Genomic DNA, 20,881 nt, shown 5'->3' with positions numbered 1-20,881 from the left:
CATCACATCGAAGAATCACACGACGACGTCGTACACCACGTCCCTGGACTTGACCCGAGATGACAGGGAGATGACTACCTAATGGCCGAAAAGTCTGTTGCCGATTTCTGGTTCGATCCGCTGTGCCCGTGGTGCTGGGTCACCTCACGCTGGATTCTCGAGGTCGAGAAGGTGCGCGATATCGAGGTGAACTTCCATGTCATGAGCCTGGCGGTGCTCAACGAAAACCGGGAAGGACTGCCCGAGCAATACCGGGAGAACATGGCCAGGGCCTGGGGGCCGGTGCGGGTTGCGATCGCCGCCGAGCAGGCCCATGGCGCCAAAGTCCTTGAGCCGCTGTACACCGCCATGGGCACTCGAATCCATAACGAAGGCAACAAAGAACTCGACGAGGTCATCAAACTGTCCTTGGCCGATGCGGGACTGCCCGCAGAACTGGCCGAGGCCGCAACCAGCGACGCCTACGACGAAGCCCTGCGCAAGAGCCACCACGCGGGCATGGATCCGGTCGGCGACGACGTCGGCACGCCGACCATCCATGTCAACGGTGTGGCGTTCTTCGGGCCGGTGCTTTCCAAGATCCCGCGCGGCGAGCAGGCCGGCGAACTCTGGGATGCATCGGTGACTTTCGCCGCCTATCCACACTTCTTCGAGCTCAAGCGAACTCGTACCGAACGCCCCGAGTTCGATTAACGGCTGCGCCCCGTCAGGCCCGTAAGGGCCACGGCACGCATAGTGCAGAATGTCGGGCATGCGCGTCTACCTGGGTGCCGACCACGCCGGATATGAACTCAAACAGCAGATCATCGAGCACTTGGAGAAATCCGGCCACGAGCCGATCGACTGCGGCGCTTTCGGCTACGACGCCGACGACGACTACCCCGCATTCTGCATTGCCGCGGCAACGCGCACGGTGGCCGATCCCGGCAGCCTGGGCCTCGTGCTGGGTGGATCCGGCAACGGCGAACAGATTGCCGCCAACAAGGTGCCGGGCGCTCGCTGCGCGCTGGCCTGGAGTGTGGAGACCGCGACACTGGCGCGCGAACACAACAACGCGCAGCTGATCGGCATCGGCGGCCGTATGCACACCGTCGAGCAGGCCCTGGCCATCGTCGACGCGTTCATTGCCACACCGTGGTCGAAAGCCGAACGCCACCAACGGCGTATCGACATTCTCACCGAATACGAACGCACCCACGAAGCGCCGCCCGTTCCCGGCGCTTCGGCCTGAGGCACCCGTGCCCGAAGGGCATACCCTGCACCGGCTGGCCCGGCTGCATCAGCGCCGCTTCGCCGGTGCGCCCGTCGCGGTCACCAGCCCGCAGGGCCGATTCGCCGATGCGGCGGCGGCGGTGAACGGCCGTGTGTTGCGGCGCACCAGCGTCTGGGGAAAACACCTTTTCCACCACTACGATGGTGGCTCGATCGTGCATGTGCACCTGGGGCTGTACGGCACGTTCGCCGAGTGGGAACGGCCCACCGATGCCCCCCTTCCCGAAGCGGTGGGTCAGGTGCGGATGCGGATCGTCGGCGCCGAATACGGCACCGATTTGCGCGGTCCGACGGTGTGCGAGTTGATCGACGAAGGCCAAGTTTCGCAAGTGGTGGCCCGCCTGGGACCCGATCCGTTGCGCGGTGACGCCGACCCGTCTTGGGCATGGCAGCGAATTGCCAAGTCGCGCAGGCCTATTGGTGCTCTGTTGATGGATCAGACGGTGATCGCCGGAGTGGGCAACGTCTATCGCAGCGAGTTGCTGTACCGGCACGGTATCGATCCGTACCGGATTGGCCAGCAGGTGTCGGAAGCGGAGTTCGACGCGGCCTGGACGGATCTGGTGGCGCTGATGAAGGTCGGATTGCGTCGCGGCAAGATCGTTGTCGTACGTCCCGAGCACGACCACGGAGCGCCGTCGTATGGGCCGGGGCGGCCCCGCACCTATGTGTACCGGCGCGCCGGCGATCCGTGCCGGGTGTGTGGGGAAACGATCAGTACCGCGGTGCTGGAAGGTCGCAACGTTTTCTGGTGTCCGACCTGCCAAAAGTGATCGGGCCGCCGCATCTACAGTTTCACTTCAGGTTCGGTGGGTATCTGTAAGTGCTATGCGAACCTCATTACGTTTAGCTGCAACGACTTTCGCTCTGACTGCCGGTTTAGGGCTCGGTGGGCTGGGTGTCGCCGCTGACGCGCACGCCCAGCCGGGACCGTTGCCGCAGTGGTGCCCGGGAGACTTCTGGGACCCTGGTTGGGGCGACAACTGGGATTGGGGCACCTGTCACGACAACTGGCGTGGGCCTGGCCCCAACCCGCACCCTGGCGGCTTCGGTAATGGACCAGGCGGACCGGGTGGACCGGGCGGACCGGGTGGACCGGGCGGACCGGGTGGACCCGGCGGGCCCGCAGGGCCTGGTGGCCCCGGGCCAGGGGGGCCGGGCGGGGGCGGCGGACCCGGAGGTCCCCGGTAGCCCCCAATAAAGTCAGTCGGGCTTGATGCCGAGTACCGCGTAGACCTCGTTGCTGAGTGCAACGCTGCGCGGGTCGGCATTGGCCTTACTGGCGTCGAAGCGGTTCATCACATACCCGTAGCCGATCCGGTGTTCCAGGTCGACGAACCCAAAAGAGCCGCCCAGCCCGCCGTGGCCGAAGATCCAGCGGTTGGGCCCGTTGATGCCACGCTGGTTGAGCATGTAGCCCAGCCCCCACCCGTGGTCGGCGACCCGGGGACCGAGCACCAGATCGGTGTCGAAGCCACCCTGCGACACCCGGACCAGGTCCATGTGCTCGCGGCTGAGCAGTTTCTCGCACGCCAGCGCGTTGTAGAACGTCGCCAAGCCCAGCGCCGACACCTGCGCGTTGGTGCCTGGGAACTCGAGCTGGCGCCACCGTTGAAGGTCATTTGACGCCAGCTCGTCGTCGGGCGCGAATCCCATGGAAATCGACAAGGCTGCCTTGGGATGCTGGTCCAGACTGGTCGGATAGCCCGGGGCTGCGACGCCGGCCAATATCTCCCGAATGTGCGGTTTGTTCACCCGCTCGGCGCAGCGGCGTTGTTCGAACGGGCTGAGGCCGATATGTACGTCGGCGCCAATGGCTTCGGCGATTTCGGTGCGCAGGTACTGCCCGACCGTGCGTCCTGTGACCCGTCGGAACACCTCGCCGAGGATGAAACCGAAGGTGGTCATGTGGTAGCCCTGTGCGCTGCCCGGTTCCCACCACGGTTTGGCGATGGCCAGTTGCCCGCAGACGAAGTCCCAGTCGGTGACGTCCTGCCAGTTCATCCGCTGGTTCGGTCCGATCACCCCGGAGCGGTGGCTGAGCACCATGGCCAGTGTGATGGCTTCCTTGCCGGCCTGGCCGAATTCGGGCCAATACCGGGCCACCGGCGCATTCAGATCCAGTTCCCCGCGATCGGCGAGTTGGTGGATGCAGGTTGCCGTCAGCGCCTTGCTTCCGGATAGCACGGTGCCCAGGGTGTTCTCTGCCCAGGGCCGGGTGCCCGCGGCGTCAGCCGAACCGCCCCACAAGTTGACGACGAGATCGCCGTCCACCCACACCGCGACGGCCGCGCCGATCTCGCTGCGCTGCGCGAAGTTGCGCTCGAACGACTCACGAACCCTGATGAAGTCGGACGCGCACGAGCCATGGATTTCGAGGTCGCGCATGGCGCCTTTCTGTTGAGCGAAAAGCTCATCGGAGCGGGCGACGGGAATCGAACCCGCGTCGCTAGTTTGGAAGACTAGGGCTCTACCATTGAGCTACGCCCGCGTGTATTAGTCGAGCGAGACTGTACGTGGTGGCGCGAATCAAATCTAATCGACGCACTTGTGTGACCGCTCTGTGAAGACTGAGAGGTCGTTGCGGGCCTGGTACCGCCGGGCCGTAGGATCGCGAGGTCAGTGCGGGGTGTAGCGCAGCTTGGTAGCGCATCCGCTTTGGGAGCGGAAGGCCGCAGGTTCAAATCCTGTCACCCCGACAAGCACTCACGCCGGAACAACTCAAGGAGCACACCCGTGAAGAGCACGGTCGAGCAGTTGAGCCCCACTCGGGTTCGCATCAATGTCGAGGTGCCTTTCGCCGAGCTGGAGCCTGATTTCCAGCGGGCCTACAAGGAACTCGCCAAGCAGGTGCGGCTACCCGGCTTTCGGCCGGGCAAGGCGCCCGTCAAACTGCTCGAGGCGCGCTTCGGACGCGAGGCGATGCTCGACCAGATCGTCAACGACGCGCTGCCCAGCCGGTACGGACAGGCGCTGGCCGAATCCGAGATCCAGCCGCTCGGCCGGCCCGACATCGAGGTGACCAAGAAGGAGTACGGCCAGGACCTGGCCTTCACCGCCGAGGTCGACGTTCGGCCCAAGATCCCCCTTCCGGATCTGAGCGAGCTGAAGGTCTCGGTTGATCCGATCGAGGTCAGCGACGACGACGTCGACACCGAACTGCAATCGCTGCGCGCCCGGTTCGGCACCCTGACCGGGGTGGAGCGGCCGGTGGAGACCGGCGACTTCGTTTCCATCGACCTGTCCGCCACGGTCGACGGCGAGGAGGTGCCCGGCGCCGCCGCCGAAGGGCTATCCCACGAGGTCGGCTCCGGCCGGCTCATCGCCGGCCTCGACGACGCACTCGTCGGCCTCTCGGTCGATGAATCCCGGGTCTTCACCGCCAAACTGGCGACCGGCGAGCACGCCGGAGAGGAAGCGCAGGTCACCGTCACGGTCAAGTCCGTCAAGGAACGCGAACTGCCCGAACCCGACGACGAATTCGCCCAACTCGCCAGCGAGTTCGACACCATCGAAGAACTGCGGACCAACCTCGCCGAACAGGTGCGCGCGGCCAAGCGCGCTCAACAGGCCGAGCAGATTCGCAACGCCACGATCGACGCTCTGCTCGAGCAGGTCGACGTTCCGCTTCCGGAGTCCTATGTCCAGGCCCAGTACGACAGCGTCATGCACAGCGCGCTGAGCGGCCTCAACCACGACGAAGCACGGTTCAATGAGCTGCTCGCCGAGCAGGGTTCCTCGCGCGAGGCGTTCGACGAGGAGGCGCGCAGCGCCTCGGAGAAGGACGTCAAGCGGCAGCTGCTGTTGGACGCGTTGGCCGATGACCTGAAGGTTCAGGTGGGCCAGGAAGACCTCACCGAACGACTGGTGATGACGTCTCGGCAGTACGGCATCGAGCCGCAGCAACTGTTCGGCTATCTGCAGGAGAACAACCAGCTGCCGTCCATGTTCGCCGACGTGCGACGCGAGCTGGCGGTCAGGGCCGTGGCCCAGGCGGCGACCGTCACCGATACCGAGGGCAACACCATCGATATCAGTGAGTTCTTCGGCACGCCCCCGGAGAACGACGTGACCGACCTCCTAGACGACGAGGCCGACCTCCTAGACGACGAGGCCGACGCAGACAAGGCCGACGCAGACAAGGCCGATTAGAGCGGCCACCTTGACGCTCTGAGCGAACGCGCCCATTTCAGGGGGTGCGTGGCCGCAAACAGCGGGCGAGGTTGGCTAGGGTCGGTGCATAAGAAACTTCAGAAAGCAGGTATCCCCACAGTGAGCAATGTGCCTGACATGCGTTCGACCTCACCCGGTCTCAACCTCACGGACTCGGTCTATGAGCGCTTGCTCGCAGAGCGCATCATCTTCCTGGGTTCAGAGGTGAACGACGACGTCGCCAACCGGCTGTGCGCGCAGATTCTGTTGCTCGCCGCCGAGGACGCCGACAAGGACATCCACCTTTACATCAACTCCCCGGGTGGATCGATCAGCGCGGGCATGGCGATCTACGACACCATGGTCCTGGCGCCCTGCGACATCGCCACCTACGCAATGGGTATGGCCGCCTCGATGGGTGAGTTCCTGTTGGCGGCGGGCACCAAGGGCAAGCGCTACGCGCTCCCGCACGCTCGCATCCTGATGCACCAGCCGCTGGGCGGCGTGACCGGTAGCGCCGCCGACATCGCCATCCAGGCCGAGCAGTTCGCCGTCATCAAGAAAGAGATGTTCCGGCTCAACGCCGAGTTCACCGGCCAGCCGATCGAGCGCATCGAGGCCGACTCGGACCGCGACCGCTGGTTCACTGCCCCAGAAGCGCTGGAATACGGCTTCGTCGACCACATCATCACTCGCGCCGCCCACGTCAACGGAGAAGCAGAATGAACCCTCAGACCCAGCCCCAGGCGCGCTATATCCTGCCGTCGTTCATCGAGCACTCCAGCTTCGGCGTCAAGGAATCCAACCCGTACAACAAGTTGTTCGAGGAACGCATCATCTTCCTCGGCGTCCAGGTGGACGACGCGTCGGCGAACGACATCATGGCCCAGCTGCTGGTGCTCGAGTCGCTGGATCCCGACCGCGACATCACCATGTACATCAACTCGCCCGGTGGCGGCTTCACCTCGCTGATGGCGATCTACGACACCATGCAGTACGTCCGCGCCGACATCCAGACGGTGTGCCTGGGCCAGGCCGCTTCGGCGGCGGCGGTGTTGCTGGCCGCCGGCACCCCGGGTAAGCGGATGGCGCTGCCGAACGCGCGGGTATTGATCCACCAGCCGTCGTTGTCGGGCGTGATCCAGGGGCAGTTCTCCGACTTGGAGATCCAGGCTGCCGAGATCGAGCGGATGCGCACGCTGATGGAGACCACCTTGGCGCGTCACACCGGCAAGGACGCTGACGTCATCCGCAAGGACACCGACCGGGACAAGATCCTGACCGCCGAGGACGCCAAGGAATACGGCATCATCGACACGGTCCTCGAGTACCGGAAGCTTTCTGCCCAGAGCGCATAAGGCGCCCACCGAACGTGTATTCACTGCGAATCCTCGGCTGATTTTTCGCGCTGAGTACACGCTCGGCGGATGGCGGCGATGTCCGCCGTCGCTGATCAGCACGGAATCAACGGCCAATCCGATTGCGTCACGGTAGGGTGATGTGCGGGGGTCTGCTCAAGGTGGCGTAACGACCGCGACACGCCAGAGACACGTATTGCGCGTCTCGACGAGTGACAAGACCCGTCGAGCTATATGTTTCATTCAGAGAGGCACGAATACCCAGGAAATCCCAATGACGCTATTCGCCGCTAACGGTCGCGTGGGGCCGCAATAAGCGGGTACCGTCGGGGATTACACGCGGCACAGCAAGACGGACAGGCGACAAGGAACCAACCAGGAAGTAGGCCCTGAAGCATCATGGCGCGCATCGGAGACGGCGGTGACCTGCTTAAGTGCTCGTTCTGCGGAAAGAGTCAGAAACAGGTCAAGAAACTTATTGCGGGTCCCGGTGTGTACATCTGCGATGAGTGCATCGACCTGTGTAACGAAATCATCGAAGAGGAACTCGCCGACGCCGACGATGTGAAACTCGATGAGCTGCCCAAGCCCGTCGAGATCCGAGATTTCCTCGAGGGTTATGTCATCGGGCAGGACACCGCTAAGCGGACGCTGGCCGTCGCGGTCTACAACCACTACAAGCGGATCCAGGCCGGCGAGAAGGGCCGCGACTCCCGATATGAGCCGGTTGAGTTGACCAAGTCCAACATCCTCATGCTTGGGCCCACCGGCTGCGGCAAGACCTACCTCGCCCAAACGCTGGCCAAGATGCTCAATGTGCCGTTCGCCATCGCCGACGCCACCGCGCTGACCGAGGCCGGTTATGTCGGTGAGGACGTCGAGAACATTCTGCTCAAGCTGATCCAGGCCGCCGACTACGACGTGAAGCGCGCCGAGACCGGGATCATCTACATCGACGAGGTGGACAAGATCGCCCGCAAGAGCGAGAACCCGTCGATCACCCGCGACGTCTCCGGAGAGGGCGTTCAGCAGGCTCTGCTGAAAATTCTCGAGGGCACCCAGGCGTCGGTTCCCCCGCAGGGCGGTCGCAAGCACCCGCACCAGGAGTTCATCCAGATCGACACAACCAACGTGCTGTTCATCGTCGCGGGTGCGTTCGCCGGGCTGGAGAAGATCATCTACGAGCGCGTCGGCAAGCGCGGGCTGGGCTTCGGCGCCGAGGTTCGGTCCAAGGCCGAGATCGACACCACCGACCACTTCGCCGAAGTGATGCCCGAGGACCTGATCAAGTTCGGCTTGATCCCCGAGTTCATCGGCCGGCTTCCGGTCGTCGCGTCGGTCACCAACCTGGACAAGGATTCGTTGGTCAAGATCTTGTCCGAGCCGAAGAACGCCCTGGTCAAGCAGTACATCCGGCTTTTCGAGATGGACGGCGTGGAGCTGGAGTTCACCGACGACGCCCTGGAGGCCATCGCCGACCAGGCGATTCACCGCGGCACCGGTGCCCGAGGCCTGCGCGCGATCATGGAGGAAGTTCTGCTGCCGGTGATGTACGACATCCCGAGCCGCGACGATGTCGCCAAGGTGGTCGTCACCAAGGAGACCGTGCAGGACAACGTGCTGCCCACGATCGTCCCCCGCAAGCCGTCGCGCAGCGAACGCCGCGACAAGACCGCATAGCTAAGGGGTCAACGTCAGCTTGGGTGCAGTTGCCGCGGCGACCGGAATCGGCGCGTCGGTGTCCAACTTCGTCGCCGGCTCGATCGTTGTCGCAGCGGGGTACAACGCGGCATTCATGGCAATGGGCGCCTCGCGGTGCCCCAAACAGCGCCCATGAAGCGTCAAATAGTCAAAAACTAGAACGTGTTCCTCCCGGTTGGCGGGCAGCTGCGCCGATTGGCCGCAACCCGCCGAAGTGACGTGACCAAAACCACAGTTTGCTTCCGCATCGCTCTTCGGCAAGGCGCTGACATCGGCTTTTAGTCGTGGCATAGGCGCACATGGCATGCCCGACGCGCCAACGCGGTCCTTAAAGTAATGCCATAATTGATACCGCCAGTGACATAAACGTGAAGACCGGGGGAAGTCACTCCGACGGCGCGTAACCTGAAGCTGCGATGGAGTGCCTGTCCGGATAACAGATGGAAGGCGGAGACGTGGATCCGAACGGCAGCGGGGCCGGGTCAGAGTCTGATACCGGAGCTCCTGATTCCGGATCCGGCCGGAAGCGCCTGGAGAATGTTGTTATTCGTTTCGCTGGCGACTCCGGCGACGGTATGCAGCTGACCGGCGACCGGTTCACCTCCGAAGCAGCACTTTTCGGCAACGACCTGGCGACCCAGCCGAACTACCCCGCCGAGATCAGGGCTCCCGCAGGCACCTTGCCCGGCGTTTCCTCTTTCCAGATTCAAATCGCCGACTATGACATTCTGACCGCCGGCGACCGGCCCGACGTGCTCGTCGCCATGAATCCCGCGGCATTGAAGGCCAACATCGGCGACCTCCCGCGAGGCGGAATGATAATCGCCAATTCCGACGAGTTCACCAAACGCAATCTGACCAAGGTTGGTTATGTAACCAACCCGCTGGAGTCCGATGAGCTCGAGGAATACGTGGTGCACTCGGTCGCGATGACGACGCTGACGCTGGGCGCCGTGGAGACGATCGGTGCGTCGAAGAAGGATGGCCAGCGCGCCAAGAACATGTTCGCGCTGGGGTTGTTGTCCTGGATGTACGGACGGCCGATGAAGACCAGTGAGAGCTTCATCAGGGAGAAGTTCGCCCGCAAGCCCGACATCGCGGAGGCCAACGTCCTGGCGCTGAAGGCGGGCTGGAACTACGGCGAGACCACTGAGGCCTTCGGCACCACCTACGAGGTGTCCAAGGCTTCATTGCCGGCCGGGGAATACCGGCAGATCTCCGGCAACACGGCGCTGGCCTACGGCATCGTTGCGGCCGGCCAGCTCGCCGACAAGCAGGTGGTGCTCGGCAGCTACCCGATCACCCCGGCGTCGGACATCCTGCACGAGCTTTCCAAGCACAAGAACTTCAACGTCATTACCTTCCAGGCCGAAGACGAGATCGGCGGCATCTGCGCCGCCATCGGCGCCTCTTACGGCGGCGCGCTGGGCGTGACGAGCACGTCGGGTCCTGGTATTTCGCTCAAATCCGAAGCGCTCGGCCTCAGTGTGATGACCGAGTTGCCGCTGATCGTCATCGACGTCCAGCGCGGCGGACCCTCTACCGGTCTGCCCACCAAGACCGAGCAGGCCGACTTGCTGCAGGCGCTGTTCGGCCGCAATGGCGAGTCGCCGGTGGCAGTGGTGGCGCCGCGGTCGCCCTCGGACTGTTTCGAAACCGCCATCGAGGCCGTCCGGATCGCGGTGTCCTACCACACACCGGTGATCGTGCTGTCCGACGGCGCCATCGCCAATGGCTCTGAGCCGTGGCGTATCCCGGACATCAATTCGTTCAAGCCCATCAAGCACAAGTTCGCCCAGCCGGGCGAGCCGTTCCAGCCTTACAACCGCGATCCCGAGACCCTCGCCCGCCAATTCGCGGTTCCGGGGACTCCCGGACTGGAGCACCGCATCGGCGGACTGGAAGCGGCCAACGGCTCCGGCGCCATCTCCTATGAGCCCATCAATCACGACCTCATGGTCCGGATACGCCAGGCCAAGATCGACGGCATCAGCATCCCGGATCTGGAAGTCGACGATCCAACCGGCGACGCTGAGCTGCTGCTGATCGGGTGGGGCAGTTCCTACGGCCCGATCGGTGAAGCCTGCCGGCGCGCGCGACGCAAAGGCGTCAAGGTCGCGCATGCCCACCTGCGCTACCTGAACCCGTTCCCGGCGAATCTGGGTGACGTGCTGCGGCGCTACCCGCAGGTTGTGTGCCCGGAAATGAACCTGGGTCAGCTGGCGATGCTGCTGCGGGCAAAGTACTTGGTCGACGTCCAATCCGTCAGCAAGGTTCAGGGGCTCTCATTCCTGGCCGACGAGGTGGGCCGCGTCATCCGCGCGGCGCTGGGCGGAACACTGGCTGAGATTGAGCAAGACAAAATGATGGTCGCCAAACTGGGGGCGGCCACAATTGGAGCGGGAGCTATCGAATGACCGGCAATCTGGCGGGCACCGATCTCGGTCTGACACCGAGGTTGACCAAAAACACCGGGGTGCCCACTCTGCCTGTTGGGGAACCGCCGCTGAAGGGCAAGGACTTCACCAGCGACCAGGAGGTGCGCTGGTGTCCGGGTTGTGGCGACTACGTCATCCTCAACACCATCCGTAATTTCCTGCCTGAGCTCGGGCTACGCCGCGAGAACATCGTGTTCATCAGCGGCATCGGCTGCTCCAGCCGCTTCCCGTACTACCTGGAGACCTACGGGTTCCACTCGATTCACGGCCGCGCACCGGCGATCGCCACCGGGTTGGCGCTGGCCCGCGAGGACCTCTCGGTATGGGTGGTGACCGGTGACGGCGACGCCTTGTCGATCGGCGGCAACCACCTGATCCACGCGATGCGGCGCAACGTCAACATCACAGTGCTGCTGTTCAACAACCGGATTTACGGCCTGACCAAAGGCCAGTATTCGCCGACGTCCGAGGTCGGCAAGATCACCAAGTCGACCCCGATGGGTTCGCTGGATCAACCCTTCAACCCGGTGTCCTTGGCCCTGGGCGCCGAGGCGACGTTTGTCGGCCGCGCGCTGGACTCCGATCGCGCCGGCCTGTCGGAAGTGCTGCGGGCGGCGGCCGAGCATCGTGGCGCGGCATTGGTTGAAATCTTGCAGGACTGCCCAATCTTCAACGACGGTTCGTTCGACGCTCTGCGTAAGGAGGGCGCCGAGGAGCGGGTGATCAACGTCCGCCACGGCGAGCCGATCGTGTTCGGGGCCAACGGCGAATACTGCGTGGTGAAATCCGGTTTCAGCCTCGATGTCGCCAAGACGGCCGACGTGGCCGTCGAGGAGATCGTGGTCCATGATGCACACGCCGACGATGCGGCGTACGCCTTCGCCCTGTCCCGGCTGTCCGACCAGAACCTCGAGCACACCGTGCTCGGGATCTTCCGGCACATCAGCCGGCCCACCTACGATGACGCGGCGCGCTCTCAGGTCCACGCCGCTCAGAGCTCCAAGCCGTCTGACACCGCCGCGCTGCAATCGTTACTGCGCGGTCGTGACACCTGGACAGTCGACTGAGGTGGCCGAATCCATGCCCGACACAGTGTCTCTGGCCGGGGTCGTCTTGGCCGGCGGCGAATCCCGCCGGATGGGCCGCGACAAAGCCACCATGCCGATCCCTGGCGGAACGACCACCCTGGTGGAACAAGTGGTCGGCATCCTTGGACAGCGCTGCGAGCAGGTGTTCGTGATCGCTGCCCAGGGGCAACCGCTGCCCGCGCTGCAGGTTCCGGTTCTGCGTGACGAGCTGCGCGGGTTGGGACCGTTGCCGGCGACCGGTCGTGGATTGCGCGCAGCCGCTGAGGCCGGCGCGCGGTTTGCGTTTGTCTCCGCTGTCGACATGCCTTATCTCACAGTCGAATTGATCGACGAGCTGGCCCGCCTGGCCGCCGAGACCAACGCCGAAGTGGTGTTGCCGTGGGACGGGCGCACCCACTATCTGGCGGCGGTGTACCGGACGGATCTGGCCGACCGGGTGGACGCCCTGTTCGCGGCCGGCAAGCGCAAAATGAGCGACCTGGTCAACGCTTCCGACGCACAGCAGATCGTGGTGTCGGATTCGCGGCCGCTGACCAATGTGAATTCGGCTGCCGACCTGCGGGTGGCCGTGGCGCCCGGTCGCTGAAAACGCCGAATTATTCAATGTGAGGCAGTTGCGGTAATTTCTAGCTAAATTCCGCCCATCCTTTCTTGCGGATATGCTGCATTCTTTTTTCTAATTCAGACGTGAATTTATGCCGCGCCTTTGGTTTTTAGCTTTTCCGAAGGAATGGGCCCGTCCGGGCCGCGGGCTGGCGTTATCTGCCGTAATGCGTTGTGGCAGAAGGAGTTTAGGGCTGCGCCGGCCGATATGGCGATACCATTCGATTCGCGTACCAAGTTGGGAAATCAACGGTCCGCAGCAAAGGCGTGAGCGGTAAATGACGCTCCGGCGCGGCTACCTGACGAAGCGCACTTGCGTAGCGGTCCACACCGGGGCGGGCCCATGTCACTTCTGTCTGGACGCAGCGAAACGCGTTGGCAGCAAGGAACATTCGGATTCGGTGCGATTCGCCGTCCCAAGGTTGGTCTCTTGCGGCAGGGGTACCGTATGGCCGACGAATAGTGTTGTACCCCTGTGCATTAGGGAACCGGATGCGCTAGCGCATCGGCTGAATGTGAGGTGGACGTTGAGGTGCGGTCCACTATGACATGGGTCACCGGGAAGTGCTCGCCGCAAGTCGTCGCGGCGCCAACCTATTGCCCACGGCAAATGCGTGGCCCAGTTCACAATATGTGCGTGATTCGGCTCACGGTAGCGCTGTCCGAGAAAAACTTGACGGGCGTCGATAATCGCAAGCTGACCTGCAAGAACAATTTCGCGGCGCTAGCGTGATCGGCTTGTTATAGAACTGATATACCCACTGGGCCGGGGTGACGAATCCAAATCGTTATCGTACGGTCCTCTTAGCCCGAAAATGGGCCGCAGTAATAACACAAAAATTGAATCCACGGACCCGCGTGCGAGCGGAGCCGGGGCTGGCGCTGAATGATCAGCCGCCCCGCAGGCGTGGCAGAGAGCCGCGCCGGGCGATCCAAGCCCTCCGCTGTCGTGTCGAAACCAGACGGCACGTCTCAGAGCAGCAATAACGAACCGCATGACCCCAACCCACCGCAGTGGGCTGGCTTTGGCGCGCGCGCACCGCGAAAGGAACAAGATTGAAGAACGTCCGTAAGACGCTCGTTGTCGCCGCGATCACAGGGACGCTCGTGACTTTGCCCTCCGGTATCGCCTATGCCGATCCGGCGGACCCCAACGCCGCTCCCGGCCCCGACGCTGTGGGCTTCGACCCGAACGCGGCGCCGCCGGCTCCGGATGCGCCGGCCGCCGACGCGCCGGCCCCCGACGCACCGGCTCCGGAGCTGGTCGGTTTTGACCCGAACGTCCCACCGGCGCCCGACGCCGAAATCGCCCCGGTCGACGTGCCGCCGGCGCCGGCTCCCGAGCCGGTGGACTTCGACCCGAACGTGCCGCCACCGCCGGCACCGGTCGAAGAGCCCCCCGCGCCCGCCCCGATCAAGGCGTACAGCGTGAACTGGGACGCGATCGCGCAGTGTGAGTCGGGTGGAAACTGGGCCATCAATACCGGCAACGGCTTCTCCGGCGGCCTGCAGTTCACCGCCGGCACCTGGCACGCCAACGGTGGCTCGGGTTCCGCGGCCAGCGCCAGCCGTGAGGAGCAGATTCGGGTGGCCGAGAATGTGCTGCACTCGCAGGGCATCGGCGCCTGGCCCGTCTGCGGGCGGCGTGGCTGATCGATAGCAAGACTCGATCGCAAGACCGCTGAAGTGCCGGGCCTTCGGGCCCGGCACTTCGTCGTTCTAGCCGGGTTGTCGTCCTGAACGGGGCCGTTAAGCCGGCAACGTGAACGCCGAGCGCCCCGCAACCGAGGCCAGATGCCGGGTGAACCGGGCCTCGGGTGCCAGGCCGGCCGCGCGGCACACGACGGTACTGAGATGCGCCGGCCGTAGGTTGATAGCCCGGCCAATTAGCGCAGACTCGCGCACCGGCGACGCGACCCGCGGCCGGCGGAACCTAGCGAATCGGTCGAACGCGGTTGGCAGGTCGGTCGCCCGGTCGACGAAAGCCCCCAGGATCGCGGCGTCTGCTATCCCCTGACACCCGCGGCACCCGGCGATGTGTCTGTGCGTGCTTCGATGACGCTGACGTCAAAACCCCGCTGCTGAAGCCGCTACCGCGGTCGCCAAGCCGGCGATGCCCGCTCTGATGACAACGAACCGTTGTGCCATGGGCTAAAGCTAGCCCGAGATGGTCCCCGAGACGGCCTGTCGCTGCCCACCGAACAGCAGTAGTAGCGTCGGGTCAGTGACTGCACCGGATCGTGAATTCGACATCGTTCTGTATGGCGCAACCGGCTTCGTTGGGAAGCTGACCGCCGAATATCTGGCCCGAGCCGCCAACGGCGCGCGCATCGCGCTGGCCGGCCGCTCCACCGACCGTCTCAAGGCCGTCCGCAACACCCTGGGGACTTCGGCGCAGTCGTGGGAGCTCGTGACCGCCGATGCGTCTTCGCAATCGACGCTCGACGAGATGGCCGCCCGCACCAGGGTCGTCATCACCACGGTTGGCCCCTACGCCCGCTACGGACCGCCGCTGGTGGCCGCCTGCGCGGCCGCGGGCACCGATTACGCAGACCTCACCGGTGAGGCGATGTTCGTCCGCGAGAGCATCGACCACTATCACAAGCAAGCCGTCGACACCGGCGCGCGCATCGTGCATGCCTGCGGATTCGACTCTGTCCCATCGGATCTGACCGTTTACGCGCTGTACCGGGCCGCACGCGACGACGACGCAGGTGAGCTTACGGACACCAACTTCGTGGTGCGCGCATTCCGCGGCGGCGCATCCGGCGGAACCATCGCCTCGATGCTGGAAATATTCAGCACCGCCTCCAGCGATGCCGAGGCTCGGCGCCAACTTGCCGACCCGTACACGCTGTCCACCGACCGCGGCGCGGAACCCGAAGTCGGCGCGCAGCCCGATATGCCGTTGCGGCGGGGTCGCCAGCTCGCTCCGGAATTGAAGGGCTTGTGGACAGCGGGATTTGCGATGGCGCCCTACAACACCCGGATCGTGCGGCGCAGTAACGCGCTGCTGGACTGGGCGTACGGCCGGCGATTCCGCTACACCGAAACCGTGAGCCTGGGGTCGTCGCCGCTGGCGCCCGTGGCATCAGCGGTGGTGACGGGCGCTACCAACGCGATGTTCGGTTTGGGCAGCCGCTATTTCAACCTGCTGCCGCGCCGAGCGGTGGAGCGTGTCGTCCCCAAACCCGGCAGCGGTCCCAGCGCCAAGGCCCGGGAGCGCGGCTTCTACCGCATCGAGACGTACACCACCACGACCAACGGCGCTCGCTACGTCGCGCGGATGGAGCAGCGCGGCGATCCGGGTTACAAGGCGACCTCGGTGCTGCTGGGGGAGTGCGGCCTGGCGTTGGCGTTCGACCGCGACAAGCTGTCCGACCTGCACGGGGTGCTGACGCCGGCGGCCGCGATGGGTGACGCGCTGCTCGAGCGTTTCCCGGCGGCGGGGGTATCGCTGCAAACCGAGCGGCTAACCGATTAGGGAGGACAGGCCATGACAGACACGCTGAACGAGGGACAACAGCTCGGCCGGGGCGAGTCGCTCACCTCCTGCAATGGGGCGTTCACCGTCACCCTGCAGGAGGACGGGAACCTGGTGCTGGCGGCGCGGGGCGAACCCCGCTGGGCTTCGGCGACCAACGGCCAGGACGTCGTGCGCGCCGAAGTGCAGGGCGACGGCAACTTCGTCCTCTACACGCCGGACAACCCGGTCTGGCACACCGACACCAAGGGCAAGAAGAACGTCAGACTCGTGCTGCAGGACGACGGCAACCTGGTGCTTTACGCTGCGGACGGGACGGCGGCGTGGGCCTCCCACACCGAGGGTGATGTACCGCCCCCGCCACCGGCGGCTGAACCTGCCAACCAGGACGTGACCACGAACGTCGCGCCCGAACCCGTGGCCGAGCCCGCCGCCGAACCGGTCTCGGGGCCGGCCGGGGACGGCAGCGCGGCGATGGCCCCCGGGCCCGCTCCGGAAGACACTGCCCGCACGTACACCGTCGAACCCGGCGACACCCTGTGGGGCATCGCGGAGCGCTTCTACGGCGACGGCAGCAAATACCAGGTGATCGCCGACGCCAGCGGTATCGCCAACCCGGACCTGATTCATCCCGGCCAGCTGCTCACGATCCCCTGAGGCGGGTTTGGGCGCTTACACGCCCGTAAGTAGCGGTTCCTAGAATTGACCGGTGACCGCCAGACCCCGCCCCGCCGACGACCAGCTGCCCAAGACCTGGGATCCGGCTGCGATGGAGGACGCGATCTACCAGAGGTGGGTGGACGCCGGATACTTCACGGCGGACCCGGCCAGCGGCAAGCCCGGCTACTCGATCGTGCTGCCGCCGCCGAACGTGACCGGCAGCCTGCACATGGGCCACGCGCTGGAACACACCATGATGGACGCCTTGACCCGCCGCAAGCGGATGCAGGGTTACGAGGTGTTGTGGCAGCCGGGCATGGACCACGCGGGTATCGCGACCCAGAGCGTGGTGGAAAAGCAGCTTGCGGTCGACGGCAAGACCAAGGAGGACTTCGGCCGCGAGCTGTTCGTCGAGAAGGTGTGGGACTGGAAGCGCGAGTCCGGCGGCGCCATCGGCGGCCAGATGCGCCGGCTGGGCGACGGGGTGGACTGGAGCCGCGACCGGTTCACCATGGACGAGGGCCTGTCGCGCGCGGTCCGCACGATCTTCAAGAGGCTCTACGACGCCGGGCTGGTGTATCGGGCCGAGCGCCTGGTCAACTGGTCCCCGGTGCTGCAGACGGCCATCTCCGACCTGGAGGTCAACTACCTCGATATCGAGGGTGAGCTGGTGTCGTTCCGGTACGGCTCGCTGGACGACTCGCAACCCCACATCGTGGTCGCCACCACCCGGGTGGAGACCATGCTGGGCGACACCGCGATTGCGGTGCATCCCGACGACGAGCGTTACCGGCACCTGGTCGGCACCAGCTTGCCGCACCCGTTTGTGGACCGGGAGCTGATCGTCGTCGCCGACGATCACGTGGATCCCGAATTCGGCACCGGCGCAGTCAAAGTCACGCCCGCACACGACCCGAACGACTTCGAGATCGGGATGCGACACCAGCTGCCCATGCCCTCGATCCTGGACACCAAGGGCCGGATCGTGGACACCGGAACACAATTCGACGGCCTGGACCGTTTCGAAGCCCGGGTTAAGGTGCGGGAAGCACTCGCGGCCCAGGGCCGCGTGGTGGCGGAAAAGCGGCCTTACCTGCACAGTGTCGGACACTCCGAGCGCAGCGGTGAGCCGATCGAGCCACGGCTGTCGCTGCAATGGTGGGTGCGGGTCGAGTCGCTGGCCAAAGCCGCCGGCGACGCGGTGCGCAACGGCGACACGGTGATTCACCCCGCAAGCCTGGAACCGCGCTGGTTCTCCTGGGTCGACGACATGCACGACTGGTGCATATCGCGACAGCTGTGGTGGGGCCACCGCATCCCGATCTGGTACGGGCCCAACGGCGAACAGGTGTGTGTTGGCCCGGACGAAGCGCCACCCGAGGGCTGGGAACAGGACGCAGACGTGCTGGACACCTGGTTCTCCTCCGCGCTGTGGCCCTTCTCCACACTGGGTTGGCCCTCGCAGACACCGGAGCTGGAAAAGTTCTATCCGACAAGCGTTTTGGTCACCGGTTACGACATCCTGTTTTTCTGGGTGGCGCGGATGATGATGTTCGGCACGTTCGTCGGCGGTGACGACGCCATTACCCTGGGCGGTCGGCGGGGCCCGCAGGTGCCGTTCACCGACGTCTTCCTGCACGGCCTGATCCGCGACGAGTTCGGTCGCAAGATGAGCAAGTCCAAGGGCAACGTCATCGACCCGCTGGACTGGGTGGAGAAGTTCGGGGCCGACGCGTTGCGGTTCACCCTGGCCCGCGGCGCCAGTCCCGGTGGGGATCTGGCCGTCAGCGAGGATGCGGTTCGGGCGTCGCGCAATTTCGGCACCAAGTTGTTCAACGCCACCCGTTACGCGCTGATGAACGGCGCGAGCACGGCTTCCGGGGCGCCGCTACCGCCGATGGACGAACTGACCGACGCCGATCGCTGGATTCTGGGGCGGCTGGAAGAGGTTAGGGCCGAAGTCGATTCGGCCTTCGACACCTACGAATTCAGCCGCGCCTGCGAGTCGCTCTACCACTTCGCGTGGGACGAGTTCTGCGACTGGTACGTCGAACTGGCCAAGACGCAGCTTGCCGACGGGCTCGCCCACACCACCGCCGTGCTGGCCACCGGTCTGGACACCCTGCTGCGGCTACTGCACCCGGTGATCCCGTTCATCACCGAGGCGCTGTGGCAAGCTTTGACGAATCAGGAATCGGTGGTGATCGCCGACTGGCCGCAGTCGTCCGGAATCGCTTTGGACCAGGTTGCCGCGCAACGGGTCACCGATATGCAGCGGCTGGTTACCGAGGTGCGGCGGTTTCGCAGTGACCAGGGTCTGGCCGATCGGCAGAAGGTGCCGGCGCGATTGGGCGGCGTCGACGAGGCGGACCTGAGGAGCCAGGTGCCCGCGGTGACGTCGCTGGCCTGGCTCACCGCACCGGGCGACGACTTTCGCGCGTCGGTGTCCCTGGAAGTGCGGCTCAGCCGCGCTACGGTCGTCGTCGAGCTGGACACCTCCGGCACCATTGATGTCGGTGCTGAACGGCGGCGTCTCGAAAAGGACTTGGCCGCAGCGCAAAAGGAGCTGGCATCGACCGCAGCGAAACTGGGCAACGCGGACTTTCTGGCCAAGGCGCCCGAAGCCGTCGTCGGCAAGATCCGCGATCGCCAGCGGGTGGCACAGGAGGAAACCGAGCGAATCACGGCCAGGCTGGCTGCGCTGCAATGAGTTTCGCTGTGACTCCCACTCCGGACGAGATCGCGTCCCTGTTGCAGGTCGAGCACCTGTTGGACCAACGCTGGCCCGAGACCCGCATCGAACCGAGTCTGAGCAGGATCAGCGCATTGCTGGACCTGCTCGGGTCACCCCAACTCGGCTATCCGTCCATCCACATCGCGGGCACCAACGGCAAGACTTCGGTGGCCCGCATGGTGGACGCGCTGATCACTGGGCTCAATCAGCGCACCGGCCGTAACACCAGCCCGCATCTGCAGTCGGCGGTGGAACGCATCTCGATCGACGGAAAGCCAATCAGCCCAGCGCAATACGTGGCAACCTACCGGGAGATCGAGCCGTTCGTGCAGATGATCGACGAGCAGTCGCAGGCCGCGGCTGGGCCGGCGATGAGCAAGTTCGAGGTGCTCACCGCGATGGCGTTTGCGGCCTTCGCGGATGCGCCGATCGACGTCGCGGTGGTCGAGGTCGGCATGGGTGGACGTTGGGACGCCACCAACGTGATCAACGCGCCGGTGGCCGTCATCACCCCGATCAGCATTGACCACGTCGAGTACCTCGGCGCCGACATCGCCGGGATCGCCGGCGAGAAGGCGGGCATCATCACCAGGGCCGCCGACGCCGCACCGGACACCGTGGCGGTCATCGCGCGTCAGCCCCCCGAGGCGATGGAGGTCCTGCTGGCCCAAGCGGTAAAGGCCGACGCGTTCGTCGGCCGCGAGGACTCCGAGTTCGCGGTGCTGGGCAGGCAGGTCGCGGTAGGCGGCCAGGTGCTGCAATTGCAGGGCCTCGGCGGGGTCTACTCCGACATTTACCTGCCGCTGCACGGTGAGCATCAGGCGCACAACGCGGCGTTGGCACTGGCCGCGGTCGAGGCGTTCTTCGGCGCGGGCGCCCAGCGGCAGCTCGAAGTCGACGCGGTCCGGGCCGGCTTCGCCGCCGTCGCCAGCCCCGGCCGGCTCGAGCGGATGCGCAGCGCCCCAACGGTTTTGATCGATGCGGCGCACAATCCGGCCGGTGCCGCGGCGCTGGCCCAAACCCTGGCCGCCGAGTTCGACTTCCGGTACCTGGTCGGTGTCATCAGCGTGCTGGCCGAAAAGGATGTGGACGGCATTCTCGCCGCGCTGCAGCCGGTCTTCGATGCCGTTGTGGTGACTCACAATGGGTCGCCGCGCGCGCTGGATGTCGAGGCGCTGGCGCTGGCGGCGCAGGAGCGGTTTGGTCCGGACCGAGTGACCACGGCGGCGAATATGCGCGACGCTATCGATGTTGCAACGGCCTTGGTAGACGACGCCGCCGCTGACGAAGGCGAGGACTTCGCCGGGGCGGGAATCGTCATCACCGGTTCGGTCGTCACCGCCGGCGCTGCCCGCACTCTGTTCGGTCGTGATCCACAGTGACCGACCAAC

Annotated in this window: 16 protein-coding genes, 2 tRNA genes and 3 pseudogenes; 19 read left to right on the top strand and 2 right to left on the bottom strand. The window is 65.1% G+C overall.

The window, feature by feature from the left end; translation table 11 throughout:
- Positions 1–81: 81 nt before the first annotated feature.
- From BST12_RS23190 to BST12_RS32940, 5 genes and pseudogenes are all read left to right on the top strand, one after another.
- Positions 82–693: an Rv2466c family mycothiol-dependent reductase gene (locus tag BST12_RS23190; RefSeq protein WP_083115597.1), complete on the top strand. Its 612-nt coding sequence runs from the start codon at positions 82–84 to the stop codon at positions 691–693.
- Between the two features lie 58 nt (positions 694–751).
- Complete coding sequence (locus BST12_RS23185; RefSeq protein ID WP_083115602.1) at positions 752–1,231, top strand: ribose-5-phosphate isomerase; 480 nt, start codon at positions 752–754, stop codon at positions 1,229–1,231.
- 7 nt (positions 1,232–1,238) lie between these two features.
- Positions 1,239–2,045, top strand: a complete 807-nt coding sequence (locus tag BST12_RS23180) for an Fpg/Nei family DNA glycosylase (protein ID WP_083115596.1) — start codon at positions 1,239–1,241, stop codon at positions 2,043–2,045.
- Positions 1,939–2,268 (top strand): annotated as a pseudogene (locus BST12_RS35160) (Mtp family mycobacterial-type pilin); the annotation flags it as partial. The gene BST12_RS23180 and the pseudogene BST12_RS35160, both read left to right, overlap by 107 nt.
- Positions 2,269–2,287: 19 nt before the next feature.
- Positions 2,288–2,473 (top strand): hypothetical protein, encoded by a 186-nt coding sequence (locus BST12_RS32940; protein ID WP_211281342.1) that lies wholly within the window; start codon positions 2,288–2,290, stop codon positions 2,471–2,473.
- 2 nt (positions 2,474–2,475) lie between these two features.
- Here the strand turns inward: BST12_RS32940 and BST12_RS23170 are convergent, their stop codons facing one another.
- Together BST12_RS23170 and BST12_RS23165 are read right to left on the bottom strand one after the other, a co-directional pair.
- Complete coding sequence (locus BST12_RS23170) at positions 2,476–3,660, bottom strand: serine hydrolase domain-containing protein (protein ID WP_083115594.1); 1,185 nt, start codon at positions 3,658–3,660, stop codon at positions 2,476–2,478.
- Positions 3,661–3,692: 32 nt separating this feature from the next.
- Positions 3,693–3,763, bottom strand: a tRNA-Gly gene (locus tag BST12_RS23165).
- Between the two features lie 134 nt (positions 3,764–3,897).
- Here BST12_RS23165 and BST12_RS23160 point away from each other — a divergent pair.
- The 14 genes and pseudogenes from BST12_RS23160 to folC all read left to right on the top strand — a co-directional run bounded on the left by BST12_RS23160 (position 3,898) and on the right by folC (position 20,872).
- A tRNA-Pro gene (locus BST12_RS23160) sits at positions 3,898–3,971 on the top strand.
- 37 nt (positions 3,972–4,008) lie between these two features.
- Positions 4,009–5,322, top strand: a pseudogene (tig, locus tag BST12_RS23155) (trigger factor); the annotation flags it as partial.
- Positions 5,323–5,544: 222 nt separating this feature from the next.
- Positions 5,545–6,150, top strand: a complete 606-nt coding sequence (locus BST12_RS23150) for an ATP-dependent Clp protease proteolytic subunit (RefSeq protein ID WP_139801864.1) — start codon at positions 5,545–5,547, stop codon at positions 6,148–6,150.
- The gene (clpP2, locus tag BST12_RS23145; RefSeq protein ID WP_083115592.1) at positions 6,147–6,782 is read left to right on the top strand and encodes an ATP-dependent CLP protease proteolytic subunit ClpP2; all 636 of its coding nucleotides are present in this window, start codon (positions 6,147–6,149) and stop codon (positions 6,780–6,782) included. The genes BST12_RS23150 and clpP2 overlap by 4 nt, the downstream gene beginning before the upstream one ends.
- A gap of 399 nt (positions 6,783–7,181) precedes the next feature.
- Complete coding sequence (gene clpX / locus BST12_RS23140) at positions 7,182–8,462, top strand: ATP-dependent Clp protease ATP-binding subunit ClpX (protein ID WP_083115591.1); 1,281 nt, start codon at positions 7,182–7,184, stop codon at positions 8,460–8,462.
- A gap of 10 nt (positions 8,463–8,472) precedes the next feature.
- Positions 8,473–8,592, top strand: a pseudogene (locus BST12_RS33635) (hypothetical protein); the annotation flags it as partial.
- 346 nt (positions 8,593–8,938) lie between these two features.
- A complete protein-coding gene (locus BST12_RS23130) occupies positions 8,939–10,900 on the top strand; it encodes a 2-oxoacid:acceptor oxidoreductase subunit alpha (protein ID WP_139801866.1) in 1,962 nt (653 codons plus the stop codon).
- The gene (locus tag BST12_RS23125) at positions 10,897–11,988 is read left to right on the top strand and encodes a 2-oxoacid:ferredoxin oxidoreductase subunit beta (RefSeq protein WP_083115589.1); all 1,092 of its coding nucleotides are present in this window, start codon (positions 10,897–10,899) and stop codon (positions 11,986–11,988) included. Before BST12_RS23130 ends, BST12_RS23125 begins: the two co-directional genes overlap by 4 nt.
- A 1-nt stretch (position 11,989) precedes the next feature.
- Complete coding sequence (gene mobA, locus BST12_RS23120; RefSeq protein WP_139801863.1) at positions 11,990–12,595, top strand: molybdenum cofactor guanylyltransferase; 606 nt, start codon at positions 11,990–11,992, stop codon at positions 12,593–12,595.
- 1,073 nt (positions 12,596–13,668) lie between these two features.
- Positions 13,669–14,265: a transglycosylase family protein gene (locus BST12_RS23110; RefSeq protein ID WP_083115588.1), complete on the top strand. Its 597-nt coding sequence runs from the start codon at positions 13,669–13,671 to the stop codon at positions 14,263–14,265.
- Positions 14,266–14,836: 571 nt separating this feature from the next.
- Positions 14,837–16,096, top strand: coding sequence for a saccharopine dehydrogenase family protein (locus BST12_RS23105; RefSeq protein ID WP_083115587.1), 1,260 nt, complete (start codon positions 14,837–14,839; stop codon positions 16,094–16,096).
- A 12-nt stretch (positions 16,097–16,108) separates the two neighbouring features.
- A complete protein-coding gene (locus BST12_RS23100) occupies positions 16,109–16,753 on the top strand; it encodes a LysM peptidoglycan-binding domain-containing protein (RefSeq protein ID WP_083115586.1) in 645 nt (214 codons plus the stop codon).
- 52 nt (positions 16,754–16,805) lie between these two features.
- Entirely contained in the window at positions 16,806–19,466 is a 2,661-nt protein-coding gene (locus BST12_RS23095) for a valine--tRNA ligase (protein WP_083115585.1), read from the top strand.
- A complete protein-coding gene (folC, locus tag BST12_RS23090) occupies positions 19,463–20,872 on the top strand; it encodes a bifunctional tetrahydrofolate synthase/dihydrofolate synthase (RefSeq protein WP_083115584.1) in 1,410 nt (469 codons plus the stop codon). Before BST12_RS23095 ends, folC begins: the two co-directional genes overlap by 4 nt.
- Positions 20,873–20,881: the final 9 nt, after the last annotated feature.

The sequence above is a fragment of the Mycobacterium angelicum genome (assembly GCF_002086155.1).
Classification (GTDB): domain Bacteria; phylum Actinomycetota; class Actinomycetes; order Mycobacteriales; family Mycobacteriaceae; genus Mycobacterium; species Mycobacterium angelicum.
Note: the sequence above shows the minus strand (reverse complement) of the source record. Positions and strands in the feature narration are given on the sequence as shown.